The organism is Roseibium sp. QJM3NY_11, from assembly GCF_056173175.1.
Map to the genome: position 1 here is coordinate 816,934 of NZ_CM149660.1, position 12,652 is coordinate 829,585.

At 64.2% G+C, this 12,652-nt stretch carries 10 protein-coding genes; 3 read left to right on the forward strand and 7 right to left on the reverse strand.

All coding sequences use genetic code 11. The annotated features are described in order from the left end of the window. Window positions 1–300: 300 nt before the first annotated feature. Complete coding sequence (locus AC0VX3_RS03815) at window positions 301–1,125, forward strand: hypothetical protein (protein WP_475523609.1); 825 nt, start codon at window positions 301–303, stop codon at window positions 1,123–1,125. A gap of 297 nt (window positions 1,126–1,422) precedes the next feature. Here AC0VX3_RS03815 and AC0VX3_RS03820 read toward each other — a convergent pair whose 3' ends face one another. The 7 genes from AC0VX3_RS03820 to AC0VX3_RS03850 all read right to left on the reverse strand — a co-directional run bounded on the left by AC0VX3_RS03820 (window position 1,423) and on the right by AC0VX3_RS03850 (window position 9,980). Further along, entirely contained in the window at window positions 1,423–2,226 is an 804-nt protein-coding gene (locus AC0VX3_RS03820; protein ID WP_475523610.1) for a crotonase/enoyl-CoA hydratase family protein, read from the reverse strand. Next, complete coding sequence (locus tag AC0VX3_RS03825) at window positions 2,223–3,083, reverse strand: hydroxymethylglutaryl-CoA lyase (protein ID WP_475523611.1); 861 nt, start codon at window positions 3,081–3,083, stop codon at window positions 2,223–2,225. Before AC0VX3_RS03825 ends, AC0VX3_RS03820 begins: the two co-directional genes overlap by 4 nt. 105 nt (window positions 3,084–3,188) lie before the next feature. Next, the gene (locus tag AC0VX3_RS03830; protein ID WP_475523612.1) at window positions 3,189–4,817 is read right to left on the reverse strand and encodes an acyl-CoA synthetase; all 1,629 of its coding nucleotides are present in this window, start codon (window positions 4,815–4,817) and stop codon (window positions 3,189–3,191) included. Then, complete coding sequence (locus AC0VX3_RS03835) at window positions 4,804–6,798, reverse strand: ATP-binding protein (RefSeq protein ID WP_475523613.1); 1,995 nt, start codon at window positions 6,796–6,798, stop codon at window positions 4,804–4,806. Before AC0VX3_RS03835 ends, AC0VX3_RS03830 begins: the two co-directional genes overlap by 14 nt. Before the next feature lie 58 nt (window positions 6,799–6,856). Beyond that, a complete protein-coding gene (locus tag AC0VX3_RS03840; RefSeq protein WP_475523614.1) occupies window positions 6,857–7,693 on the reverse strand; it encodes an alpha/beta fold hydrolase in 837 nt (278 codons plus the stop codon). 6 nt (window positions 7,694–7,699) lie between these two features. Then, on the reverse strand, window positions 7,700–9,307 hold the full coding sequence (locus tag AC0VX3_RS03845) for a carboxyl transferase domain-containing protein (RefSeq protein ID WP_475523615.1): 1,608 nt from the start codon (window positions 9,305–9,307) through the stop codon (window positions 7,700–7,702). Window position 9,308: 1 nt separating this feature from the next. Beyond that, window positions 9,309–9,980: a TetR/AcrR family transcriptional regulator gene (locus AC0VX3_RS03850; RefSeq protein ID WP_475523616.1), complete on the reverse strand. Its 672-nt coding sequence runs from the start codon at window positions 9,978–9,980 to the stop codon at window positions 9,309–9,311. Window positions 9,981–10,314: 334 nt separating this feature from the next. On the opposite strand from AC0VX3_RS03850, the gene ppk2 reads away from it, so the two are divergent. Continuing rightward, window positions 10,315–11,223 carry a polyphosphate kinase 2 gene (gene ppk2, locus AC0VX3_RS03855; RefSeq protein WP_342893762.1) on the forward strand — a complete coding sequence of 303 codons (909 nt, stop codon included), beginning with the start codon at window positions 10,315–10,317 and terminating at the stop codon, window positions 11,221–11,223. A 398-nt stretch (window positions 11,224–11,621) separates the two neighbouring features. Beyond that, window positions 11,622–12,629 carry a Gfo/Idh/MocA family protein gene (locus AC0VX3_RS03860; protein WP_475523617.1) on the forward strand — a complete coding sequence of 336 codons (1,008 nt, stop codon included), beginning with the start codon at window positions 11,622–11,624 and terminating at the stop codon, window positions 12,627–12,629. Window positions 12,630–12,652 lie beyond the last annotated feature (23 nt).

The following is a 12,652-nucleotide window of genomic DNA, read 5'->3' on the forward strand; positions in this document are numbered from 1 at the left end:
CGCATTTTTCGGAGCCATTGAGGCCCGTGCCTCTGCGAAGGCCGTTCCTGCGGTCGTGCCGGGGATCGGCAAGGCTGGCGAAAGGATCACCGTTCATGATCGCGGTTCAGGAGATTTCCTGCCGCTTGCCCGGGGGGCGTATCCCGGGGATTTCAGGCCGGACCTGGCCGCACGGTGACATTGTTTCTGGATAGTTTGAACGGCTTCTTGATTTGCACCGGCTCAGTTGATTCAATGGCAGAATCAGTAAGTCTCCTCCAGTTCGTATCGGTTTCACTGCCTGGATGCTCGGAGAACGGTGTGGGCAAAACAGCTAAGCTTGAATATATTCGGCGGATCCTGCCGCTCTGCCTGAGCGTGCTCGGCATCGTCGGCGGATATTTTTTCATGTCGGTGCTGAGCGGTCTGCTTTGTCTGATCGCCGCGGCCGGTATCTACGCCGCTCCGCCAAAGCCGAAAGCGCCTTCGGGTGCCGTCAGGCCGGTGAGCGTGCCGCCTGTCGCCGTGCTCGACATGATCGGCTTCACATTCGGCATCGTGTTCTTTTCCATCGCCTTCATCGGAATGGGCGACTGGGGCGGCGCCGCAGCCCTGGCCGCACTGTTCTGCCTGGGACCGGCATCGGTGTCGCTGGTGCTGTTCTCGGTCGCAGTCCGGCAGGAAACGTCCTGGGTCCGGTTCTTCAGCAACGGTTTCGAGTTCACGCAGTTCGGCCTCAGGGTGCGGGTGATGTACGAGGAGCTGAAAAGGATTGACGTCCGCCTCTGGCAGGCCTCCGGCTGGGTGGCCTGGTTCCAGGCGACCATCGGCTCCATCGGCCCGCGGGCGGCCGTGCTTCTGAACGGCGCGGAAAGCACGAAGACACTGGTGTTCAAGCGCAAGGACAACGCCACCTTCACGATCTCGTCGGAGCTGGTGCCGGATCTCCAGCGTATCCTGATCGACATCGACCGAGCCGGGCTGGAGCTTCCCGAAGGCATCAGCGAATATCAGCGCCGGAAGATCCGCGAGCGCCGCGAGCGCCTGTATGGCGGCCCCGAAAAGCCAGCGCCGGTGTCCGCGCAGAAGGAAGTCGCCCGCATCGCCGCCCTGATCGAACATGCAAGGCGCAGCGCGGGGCATTGAGCATGGTTTCCCGCCCTGCCGGCTGTGGTGTCGACCGTCGGAACGGGTATCATACCAATCGCAATTGAAAGGAACCCGTTCGACCGCGTTTGGAGATTGTTCGGCAAGGAGCACGTCGCAGAGCGATGTGGATCATCGGTCAAGACGCGCGACACGGCAGAACAGTCTCCAAACGCGGCCTGCGGTGGCTTGTTCCGGCTCACCGAGCAGCGTTGCGCTGCTTGAACGGTCAACCAGACCGCCCTTCGCAACGCGCCTCGTCGGCGAACCGGGACAATGCAATCAAACGGGTTCCTTTCAACTGCGCTTGGTATCAGTCCCCACCCAGTCCGGTTTGCGCTTGTCGAAGAAGGCGGCAATGCCTTCGCTGGCCTCCGGGGTTTCCCAGGTATCGGCAAGGCGGCGGATGCTGTCGTCGATGACCGTGTCGGTGATTGCAGGGCCGAGACTGCGCGCCAGCGCCTTGGCGGCGGCAACGGCGGCCGGAGCCGCGCCGAGATAGGGCTTGATCTCTTTCTCGATCGCATCATTGAGCGCGTCTTCCGAAACCACTTTCGCGGCGAGGTCCAGATCCCGGGCTTCCGCGGCACTGAAAATGCGCGCCGACATGAACACCCGCCGTGCCTTGCCCTCGCCCATGCGGGCCAGCACATAGGGGCTGATGGTGGCCGGGATCAGGCCGAGCCGGGTTTCCGTCAGGCCGAATTTCGCGCTTTCCACGGCAATGACCGTGTCGCAGACACTCATCATGCCGATGCCGCCCCCGAAGGCCTGCCCCTGAACGCGCCCGATCAGGGGTTTCGGCATCTCGTTGAGCGCCCGAAGCATCATGGCGAGCTTGCGGGCTTCCGTGATGCGCGTTTCGCGGCTGGCCGTCATCTGTTCGCGCATCCAGCCAAGATCGCCGCCGGCGCAGAAGCTGGCCCCGGCCCCGGTCAGCACAACCACGCGGACCGCGTCGTCAGAGCCCAGTTCGGCCGCCGCCTGCGTCAGTTCGTCGATCATGCGCGCGGACAGGGAATTGTGCTTGTCCGGCCGGTCGAGTGTCAGAGTGGCCACGCCGCGCGCGTCCGTGGAGATGGAAATTGTCTCGAATGTCATGGATTGACACTCCTGAGGGTTCGCGCAAAGGCGGCAACGTCGGAGAGGAGTTCGCCATTGATGCCGGTTTCGAAGCCTCTCCCGGCCATCAGGGCGACAACGGCCTCGGTGGCGACGTTGCCCTTTGCACCGGGTGCGTAGGGGCAACCGCCCAGGCCGCCGACCGCGCTGTCGAACGTGCGCAGCCCCTTGTTCAGACCGACGTCGATATTGTCCAGCGCCCGCCCCTTGGTGTCGTGAAAGTGGCCGGCGAGCTTCTCGGCGGGGACCGCTTCCAGAACGGCGTCAAGCATCCGGGCGGTGGTTTCCGGGGTGGCGGCGCCGATGGTGTCGCCCAGGGAAATCTCGTAGCAGCCGAGTTCGAACAGGGTTCCGGCGACCTCGGCGACCTTCTCCGGCGGCGTCTCGCCGTCATAGGGACAGTCGGTGACGCAGGACACGTAGCCCCGGACCGGAAGGTCGTCGTGGCGGGCTTTTTCCAGCAGCGGCTTGAAACGCTCGATACTCTCGGCAACCGAGCAATTGATGTTCTTTCTGGAAAAACCCTCGGACGCCGAGCCGAAAATCGCGACTTCGTCGGCAGAAGCATGGCGGGCGGCGGTGTATCCCTTGACGTTGGGGGTCAGCACGGCATAGTCGACGGCCGGATGCCGGTAGATGCCTTCCATCACGTCCTGCGCATCGGCCATCTGCGGCACCCACTTCGGACTGACGAAACTGGTCACCTCGATCTTGCGGAAGCCGCAGGCCGACAGGCGATCCACCAGGTCGATTTTCCGTGCGGTCGGCACGAACAGCTTTTCGTTCTGCAAGCCGTCGCGCGGTCCCATTTCAAAGATGGTAACGAAGTCGGACATTTCTGAGCTCATCTGGTTGAGAGGCGGCGTGCGCCAGGTCGTGTCATTGCGGATCGGTGCGCGGCCGGCGCGGCACTTGTCCGGATCAACGTGAAAGGGGGCTGGTCATTCTTCCTCAGCTCTAGCACGCAGTTCGCGGCGGATCACCTTGCCGGTGGTGGTCAGTGGCAGGGTATCCACGAATGCGACCTCGCGCGGGTATTCGTGGGCGGCCAGGCGGGTCTTGACGAAACCGGCAATCTCCTCAGCCAATTCGTCGGAGGCTTCAAAGCCGGTCTTGAGCACGACATAGGCCTTCACGATCTCCGTGCGCCGGTCGTCCGGCTTGCCGACAACACCGGCCATGGCGACGGCCGGATGCCTGATCAGGCAGTCCTCGATCTCGCCCGGGCCGATGCGGTAGCCGGATGAGGTGATGACATCGTCGTCCCGGCCGACGAAGCGGATCCAGCCGTCGGTATCCTTCATGCCGGTGTCACCGGTCAGCAGCCACTCGCCGGCGAATTTCTTTTCCGTTGCGTCCGGATTGTTCCAGTAGCCCAGGAACATCACCGGGTCCGGGCGCCTGACGGCGATGTTGCCCTGGGTGTCCGCCGGAAGTTCCTGGCCCTCCGCGCCGACGACGCCGACCTGGTGGCCGGGCACCGCACGGCCCATGACGCCCGGCCGGGCCTCCATCAGTGCAGCGCAGCTGGAGACAACCATGTTGCACTCGGTCTGGCCGTAGAATTCGTTGATGGTCAGGCCGAAGGCCTTGCGGCCCCACGCGATCAGCTCCGCACCGAGTGTTTCACCGCCGGAGGCGACCGAGCGCAGCTCCAGCGTCCAGCGTTGGTCCGGATCGGCCACCTGGCGCATCATCTTGAGCGCGGTCGGCGGCAGGAAGGTGTTGCGGATCTTCTGGTCCTGGAGAAGCTGGAATGCGGCTTCCGCGGTGAATTTCCGGAACCGGCAGGCCACCACCGGCACGCCCAGATAGAGCGCGGGCAGCAACACGTCGAGCAGACCGCCGATCCAGGCCCAGTCGGCGGGGGTCCAGATGCGGTCGCCGGGCTGGCCGAGAAAATCGTGGCTCATCTCGACCCCGGGCAGATGACCGAGCAGCACCCGGTGGCCGTGCAGGGCGCCCTTGGGCTGCCCGGTCGTGCCGGATGTGTAGATGATGATGGCCGGGTCGTCGGCAGCCGTTTCGAAAGCGTGGAACGTGTCTTCATGCCCGGCCATGTGGCTGGCCAGGTCGAGGGCGCTGCCGTCCTCGCCGTCGACGCAGAACACCGTGGTGAGGTCGGGCAGCTGGTCCCGCAGGGGGGCAAGCCTGGCGGCCCCGCCGAGGTCCGTCACCACAACCTTCGCGCCGGAGTCGCGCAGCCGGTATTCCAGCGCTTCCTCGCCGAACAGCGTGAACAGGGGGATGGTGATCGCGCCCAGTTTCAGCGCGGCGATATGGGCATAGGCGGTTTCCGGGCGCTGGGGCAGCAGGACACCGATCCGGTCGCCGGGCTGCACACCACGGCTCCTGAGCAGATTGGCCAACTGGTTCGACAGGCGCCTGAGATCGGCATAGCTGTAGCGGGCGATATCGCCGTCCTCGTCGACAAAGACCAGCGCTTCACGCTCCGGTTCCCTGTCGGCCCAGGCGTCGCACACGGCGACGCCGATATTGAACCTGTCCGGAATGTCCCAGGCGAAGGTTCCGGCCAGGGTCTCGTAGCTGGTGGCATCAGGCGGCAGCATCGGCTTCCTCCGCAAGGGCCAGAAGAAGGGTGCCGTCGGTCACCTGGTCGCCTTCGCTGACGAGCACTTCGCCGATGGCGCCGTCCCGGGGAGCCCGCAGCGTGTGCTCCATCTTCATCGCCTCCAGAACCAGCAGGGGCTCGCCCTTGGTAACGGCATCGCCGGTCTTCGCGGTCAACACCTTCACCAGCCCGGGCATCGGCGCGATCAACTGATCACCCGCGGCGCCGGCCTCCTCGTCCGCGCTCAGCGTATCGGGCAATCCGACCGGATAGGCATGGCCGCCCATGAAGACCGTCAGGCCCTTGCGGCCGCTGGCAACGACCGCCCGGGCGCGGCGGCCGCCGCATTCGTAGGTGATCGCACCGGCGTCGACCTCGATCAGCGCGTAGTCGCGCGCGCCGTCTTCCAGATGGACCGCAAAGCGCCGGTTTCCAAGCGCATGAACCTCCACATCGCGCCGGTCACCGGCTATTTCCAGAAGCGCGAACTGGCGCGAGGCGCTCCAGATCCGCCAGCCTGCCAGGGTCTCGAACGGATCGGCGCCACGGGCCGGCCGGGTCAGGCCGAGCGCGGTCAGCGCCGCCAGAGCGATGGCGTCTTCCGGCATGGCCGGCTCCGCGATCAGCTCTTCCAGGTCACGGTCGATCAGGCCGGTGTCGACCTCGCCTCGGGCAAAGCCCGCATGGCGGCAGAGCGCGGCGAGAAAGCCGGCATTGGTGACGCAGCCGGCGACTTCCGTGGCCTCCAGGCTGGCCAGCAGCTTGCCGAGGGCGGCCTCGCGCGTCGGTCCGTGCGCGATGATCTTGGCGATCATCGGGTCGTAGTAGGGCGTGATGTCGTCGCCCGCGCGCACGCCGCTGTCGATCCGGGCGCTTGCCTCGGGCAGGGCAAGATGTTCCAGCGTGCCGATGGCCGGCAGAAACCCTTTCGGAGCGTCTTCGGCATAAAGCCGGGCTTCAAACGCCCAGCCTTCGAAGGACAGCTCTTCCTGGGATTTCGGCAAGGTCTCGCCGGAGGCGACGCGGAGCTGCCATTCCACCAGATCCTCGCCTGTGATCATTTCGGTGACCGGATGTTCCACCTGCAGGCGGGTGTTCATTTCCATGAAGTAGAAGCGGTCCGCCCGCAGGCCTTCGGAGACATCGGCGATGAATTCGATGGTGCCCGCGCCGCAGTAATCGATTGCCCTGGCCGCCGTGACGGCGGCATTGCCCATGGCGCTGCGCATCTCTTCCGACATGCCGGGAGCCGGGGCTTCCTCGATCACCTTCTGGTGGCGGCGCTGCAGCGAGCAGTCGCGCTCGAACAGATGCACCGCATTGCCGTGGCTGTCGCCGAAGACCTGGATCTCGATGTGACGCGGCATGGTGAGGTATTTCTCGATCAGGACGCGGCCGTCGCCGAAGCTCGCCTCGCCCTCGCGTTTCGCGCCCCTGAGGGCCTCGGCGAAATCCTGCGGGCCATCGACGCGGCGCATGCCCTTGCCGCCGCCGCCGGCGCGGGCCTTGATCAGGACGGGATAGCCGATCCGGCCTGCCTGGAGCTTGAGGAAATCCGCCTCCTGGTTGTCGCCGTGATAGCCGGGCACCACCGGGACGCCCGACTTGACCATCAATGCCTTGGCGGCGTCCTTCAGGCCCATGGCGCGGATGGACGCGGCGCTCGGCCCTATGAAGGCGATGCCGGCCCTGTCGAGCGCGTCGACGAAGTCCGGGTTCTCGGAGAGGAAGCCATAGCCCGGGTGAACGGCTTCGGCGCCGCTCTGGCGGCAGACTTCGATGATCGCGTCGATTTTCAGATAGCTTTCGCCCACCGGGGCCGGACCGATGGAATAGGCCTCGTCGGCCATGGCCACATGTTTCGCGCCTGCATCGGCGTCAGAATAGACGGCAACGGTCCTGATGCCGAGTTTTGCGGCCGTTTCCATGACCCGGCAGGCGATTTCGCCACGGTTGGCGATGAGGATCTTGTTGAACATCAGTGATCCGCCCTCCCGAGCGTGTCGGCTTCGAAGTTGGTCATGTCGTTGCCACGGGTCATTTCCCCGTCCTGCCGGTTGTTTTCAGAAACGCCTGGACATGGAAGGCGATCGCCTCGGGTGCATCTTCCTGCATGAGGTGGCCCGCACCGGCAACCGGTATGAATTCGGAACCAGGGATCATGGCATTCAATTCGCGCCCGCGTTCGATCGGGATCCAGTCGTCGTCCTGGCCCCAAAGTATCCGCACCGGGCAACGGATCTCACCGTAGCGGTCTTGAACTTCGTCCGTGTAACGCTGGTCCATTTGGGCGATCTGCCGGTAGAATGCGGCCTGTTTTTTCGCGCCGAGCCATTGATCCGCGTAAGGGGTGAGCGTCTCCGGGGTCGCCTTGCGCTTCATTGCAGATTGAAGATAGGCGGGCAGAATGGCCTCGTGCATGTATTCCGGCATGCCGGCAAAGGCGGCTTCGTGCTGCTTCACGTGCTGCACCAGCGGGGATCCCCATGGCCGGAGCGCGACCGGATCGATCAGGGTCAGGCTTCTATAGTCCACGCCGTCGATCAGGTGGGCGCGCAGAGCTGTCGCGCCTCCGAAATCATGGGCGACGATGTCCGGTGCGTTCAGGTTCCAGTGCCCGATCAGGGCGGCGAACACCCGGTTTTGAATGCCAAGCGAGACATCGCCATCCGGCCGGTCCGAGTTGCCGTAGCCGAGCATGTCGAAAAAGTAGACCTTGCGTTCGCTGGCGAGCAAAGGCGCCACGCGCTGCCACTCGCACGACCAGAAGGGGGTTCCATGCATCAGCACCACGGGTTCTCCGTCGCCAAGGCTGCCCCAGCGAATCGTGTGGCCATGAAAATCGAAGGTTTCAGGTGTCTGCCAGTTGGTCATTGGGTTTCACATCCTGAACAGGCCGAAGCGCGTGGCTTCAATGGGCGCATTGAGCGCGGCCGAAAGCGACAGGCCGAGAATGTCGCGGGTCTTGCGCGGGTCGATGATGCCGTCGTCCCACAGGCGCGCGGTGGCGTAGAGCGGGTGGCCCTGTTCCTCGAACTGGTCGACGATCGGTTGCTTGAAGGTCTGTTCCTCGTCCTCGGACCAGGAACCGCCCTTGCGCTCGATGCCGTCACGGCGGACGGTGGCCAGCACGCCGGCGGCCTGTTCGCCGCCCATCACGGAAATGCGGGAATTCGGCCAGGTCCACAGGAAGCGCGGGCCGTAGGCGCGGCCGCACATGCCGTAGTTGCCGGCGCCGAAGGAACCGCCGACCAGCATGGTGATCTTCGGGACAGAGGTGGTGGCGACTGCCGTGACCAGCTTGGCGCCGTCCTTGGCGATGCCGCCGCTTTCGTACTTCCGGCCGACCATGAAGCCGGTGATGTTCTGCAGGAACACCAGCGGCACCTTGCGTTGGGAGCAGAGTTCGACGAAATGGGCGCCCTTGACCGCGCTTTCGGAGAACAGCACGCCGTTGTTGGCGACGATGCCCACGGGCATGCCGTGGATATGGGCAAAGCCGCAGACCAGCGTGGTGCCGTAGCGCGCCTTGAATTCGTCGAACCGGGAACCGTCGACCGTGCGGGCGATCACCTCGCGGATGTCATAGGGCGTCTTCAGGTCCGCCGGCACGACGCCGAGGATTTCCTCCGGGTCGTAGAGCGGGTCTTCCGGGCTTTGCAGGGTAACGGACGGCGACTTCGAGCGGTTGAGGCTGGCGATCGCGCGCCGGGCCAGGGCCAGGGCGTGGGCGTCGTCGCGCGCCAGGTGATCGGCAACACCGGACAGGCGCGTGTGCACGTCGCCGCCGCCGAGATCTTCCGCCGTGACTTCCTCACCCGTAGCCGCCTTGACGAGCGGCGGGCCGGCCAGAAAGATCGTGCCCTGGTTCCTGACGATGATGGTCTCGTCGGACATGGCCGGCACATAGGCTCCGCCCGCCGTGCAAGAGCCCATGACGACGGCGATCTGGGCAATGCCCTTCGCCGACATGTTGGCCTGGTTGTAGAATATCCGGCCGAAATGGTCCCGGTCCGCGAAGACCTCGTCCTGGTTGGGCAGGTTGGCGCCGCCGCTGTCGACGAGGTAGATGCAGGGCAGGTTGTTCTCGGTGGCGATCTCCTGCGCGCGCAGGTGTTTCTTGACCGACATCGGATAGTAGGTGCCGCCCTTGACCGTGGCGTCATTGGCAAGGATCATCACCTCCTGGCCCTCCACCCGACCGATGCCGGCGATCATCCCGGCGGCGGGGGCCGCACCGTCATACAGGCCGTTGGCCGCCAGCATGCCGACTTCCAGAAAGGGCGATCCGGGATCGAGCAGGCGCGAGACTCGTTCGCGCGGCAGGATCTTGCCGCGTGAGACATGGCGCTGACGGGCAGTCTCGCCGCCGCCGTCGAGCGCGGTTTGCGCGGCTGCCCGGACCGTGTCCATGGCCGCCTCATGGGCGGCCCTGTTGGCGGCGAATTGCTCGCTTCTGGGCGAAAGGCTCGACTTCAGGATGCTCATGTCATCCGATCTCCCTTGGGGATTGTTCACGGGGCCGTGTGCCGGTTCCCGGTGATCCGGTCTCCGGTGCGACGGCCTTGCGCACCAGATCCAGATAAAGCTCTTCGATGTCCGGCCTGGACAGGCGTCCGCCGTCTCGGAACCAGGCCGGAATGCCGGTCAGCATGGCGATGATCGCGCGGGTCGTGACCATGGCGTCCTGAACGGCGTAGCGTCCGGCGGCGGTGCCGTCTTCGAGAATGCCGGCAAGGACCGCCTCGTAGCGGCGGCGCTCGGCCTCTACGAGGTCGAAGTTCGCCGGCTCGAGATTTCTCAGTTCCATGTAGGAAATGAACACCTCGTCCGCCCGCTCCAGGTGGTAGCGAATGTGGAAGCGCACGAACCTTTCCAGCGGATCGGTTTCCGGCGGGAAATCACTGCTGTCCCAGGCGGCGAGCAACGCGGCCATATGCGACAGCATCAGGTCCTTCAGGATGTCCTGTTTAGTCGGGAAATGATTGTAGAGCGCGCCGGGCCTGACGCCGACATCGGCGGCGATCTCGCGCATCGACACGGCGGCGTAACCGGCGGCGGCAAAGCGCTTCAGCGCCGCCTCGCGGACGCGCGCGGCGGTTTCCTGGCCCTTCGCCCGGGCCGGGCCGCGTATCTGCGTTTGAACGGCTGCGTCGCTCATCAGGCTCCTCCCTGCCTCTGAAAGTAAATGAACGACCATTCATTTACAAGAAGATTTTGAGGGCGAGGCACAGCCTGACGCACACGATGGCCTGCAGTGCCAAAGAGCGTTAAAACAGGTTCCTAAGGCGGGTCATAAATCACGCACTTGGAATAAACCGGCAAGACTGTCAAAAAACTTACATGGATAACCTGTTCACAGTCCTACGGTATCCGGCGTTCACCAGAAGGGCGGATGACCAAGCACATGAAAACTGATCCGTGCGCGCAATCGGCTGGAGTGACTGCGCGCCGATCTTGAGTGTTTCGCCTCAATTGTACAAAGGGACCGACGGATGACCGAAGACAGCGCAAAGACCTGGGTTGAGACCGAATGGGCGGACAGTCTGGACGAAGAGCTGGAAATGGAGATCGACGATCTTCTTGTCGCCAAGGATCTTGCGTTCATCTCGGACAAGAAACACAAGTCCCCGGTCGAGCGGAACACCTATTTCCACGAACTGCTGCGCCTGCAGTCGGAACTGGTGAAACTGCAGGACTGGGTCCAGCACACGGGCGAGAAGATCGTCATCGTGTTCGAAGGCCGCGATGCCGCCGGCAAGGGCGGCGTCATCAAGCGCATCGCCCAGCGTCTCAACCCCCGGGTCGCCCGCGTGGTCGCGCTTCCGGCGCCGACCGACCGCGAAAAGACCCAATGGTATTTCCAGCGCTACGTGCCGCATCTGCCGGCGGCCGGTGAAATGGTGCTGTTCGACCGGTCCTGGTACAACCGCTCCGGTGTCGAGCGGGTCATGGGCTTTGCCGACGACAACCAGGTCGAGCAGTTCTTCAACGACGTTCCCGAATTCGAGCGGATGATCGTGCGCTCGGGTGTCCGCCTGATCAAATACTGGTTCTCCATCACCGACGAGGAGCAGCAGTTGCGCTTCCTGATGCGCATCCACGATCCGCTGAAGCAGTGGAAGCTGTCGCCGATGGACCTGGAATCGCGCGTGCGCTGGGAAGATTACACCAAGGCCAAGGAAGAGACCTTCGAGCGGACCAACATTCCCGAGGCGCCGTGGTTCATCGTCGAGGGCAACGACAAGAAACAGGCACGGCTCAACTGCATCAGCCACCTTCTGTCGATGATCCCCTACGAGGACGTGCCGCACGACCCGATCACCCTGCCGGAGCGCGTCTACAACTCCGACTACGAACGCAAGGTCCTGCCGGAGCACCTCTACGTGCCGCAGAAATTCTGAGGCACGCCAATCCTGGTTGAAACCGCGGGCGCGTTCGCACCGGCGCGCCTGTTTCTGTTTCGGTACACGGGCCGGCCTGACAGGTGGCAGGTTGTCTGTCGTGTGTCTGGCCGATCCTTCGAGACGCCGCTTCGCGGCTCCTCAGGATGAGGGTGGGGGCTTTGGCGCGCTCTGGCATTCCCGGACCTCTCAAAACCCACAGCCTCATCCTGAGGAGCGCGCTCGCGCGTGTCTCGAAGGATCAGCCACATCCTCCTGAAGCCCGCGATCCCGGACAAATGCCAGTCACATCGCAAGCCTTCCTGCGCGGTGACCGCCCTTGCAAGACCCTTGTCATTCATGCCAACTGAGGGGCGTGCCTCAAAAACTGGAAAAAAGACAAGGGAAGGATGCCCGGGATGAATGGGAAGAAAATTCGCTGGGGGATCGTCTCCACCGCAAAAATCGGCCTGGAAAAAGTCATTCCGGGTATCCGGCGGTCGCAGACCGGAGCCGCGTGTGCCATTGCCTCCAGGACGCTCGACAAGGCACAGGCCGCGGCGACCGATCTCGGCATCGAGAAGGCCTATGGCTCCTACGAGGAGCTGCTCGCCGATCCGGACATCGATGCCATCTACAATCCGCTGCCCAATCACCTGCATGTTCCGGTGACGGTGCAGGCGGTGGAGGCGGGCAAGCATGTCCTGTGCGAAAAGCCGATCGCGCTCGATGCGGCGGAAGCCGCCAGGCTGCTCGAGCTGCCGAAGGACAGGCTGATCGCGGAGAACTTCATGGTGCGGGCCCATCCCCAGTGGATCAGGGCGCGGGAGATCGTGCGCTCCGGAGACCTGGGCGAGCTCAAGGCCATCCAGTGCTTCTTCAGCTATTTCAACGACGACCCGGGCAATATCCGCAACATGGCCGATATCGGCGGTGGTGCGCTCTACGATATCGGCTGTTACACCATGCTGGCCGGCCGCTATTTCTTCGACGCGGAGCCGCAGCGGGTGGTGTCGCTGGTCGATCGGGATCCGGAATTCGGCACGGACCGGATGACCAGCGCCCTGCTGGATTTCGGCCGGAACCGGCACCTGAATTTTGTCGTCTCCACCCAGTTGACGCCCTATCAGCGGTTCAATCTGGTGGGCACGAAAAAGCGTTTGGAGATCGTCATCCCGGTGAATGCGCCCCAGGGGGAGGCTGTCCAGATCCGCCTCGACGACGGCTCGATGCTCGGGGATCGCGCCATGGAAACGCAGACCATTGCACCTTGTGACCAGTATGGCGAGCTGGTCGACGTCTTCGGCAGGGCGATCACCGGGGAAACGCCGCTGCCCCATGGCGCGGAGGACGCCGTCCAGAACATGAAGATCCTGGACGCGCTGTTCGCCTCGGCGGACAAGGGCGGCTGGGTGGATGTCACCTGATCCTGTAGCCCCCGCGTCCCGGC

Coding starts and splice junctions, on each gene's coding strand:
- AC0VX3_RS03860 (WP_475523617.1), top strand. CDS start 11,622: ATGAATGGGAAGAAAATTCGCTGGGGGATCGTCTCCACCGCAAAAATC.
- AC0VX3_RS03830 (WP_475523612.1), bottom strand. CDS start 4,817: ATGCTGCCGCCTGATGCCACCAGCTACGAGACCCTGGCCGGAACCTTC.
- AC0VX3_RS03835 (WP_475523613.1), bottom strand. CDS start 6,798: ATGTTCAACAAGATCCTCATCGCCAACCGTGGCGAAATCGCCTGCCGG.
- AC0VX3_RS03825 (WP_475523611.1), bottom strand. CDS start 3,083: ATGTCCGACTTCGTTACCATCTTTGAAATGGGACCGCGCGACGGCTTG.
- AC0VX3_RS03845 (WP_475523615.1), bottom strand. CDS start 9,307: ATGAGCATCCTGAAGTCGAGCCTTTCGCCCAGAAGCGAGCAATTCGCC.
- AC0VX3_RS03840 (WP_475523614.1), bottom strand. CDS start 7,693: ATGACCAACTGGCAGACACCTGAAACCTTCGATTTTCATGGCCACACG.
- AC0VX3_RS03850 (WP_475523616.1), bottom strand. CDS start 9,980: ATGAGCGACGCAGCCGTTCAAACGCAGATACGCGGCCCGGCCCGGGCG.
- AC0VX3_RS03820 (WP_475523610.1), bottom strand. CDS start 2,226: ATGACATTCGAGACAATTTCCATCTCCACGGACGCGCGCGGCGTGGCC.
- ppk2 (WP_342893762.1), top strand. CDS start 10,315: ATGACCGAAGACAGCGCAAAGACCTGGGTTGAGACCGAATGGGCGGAC.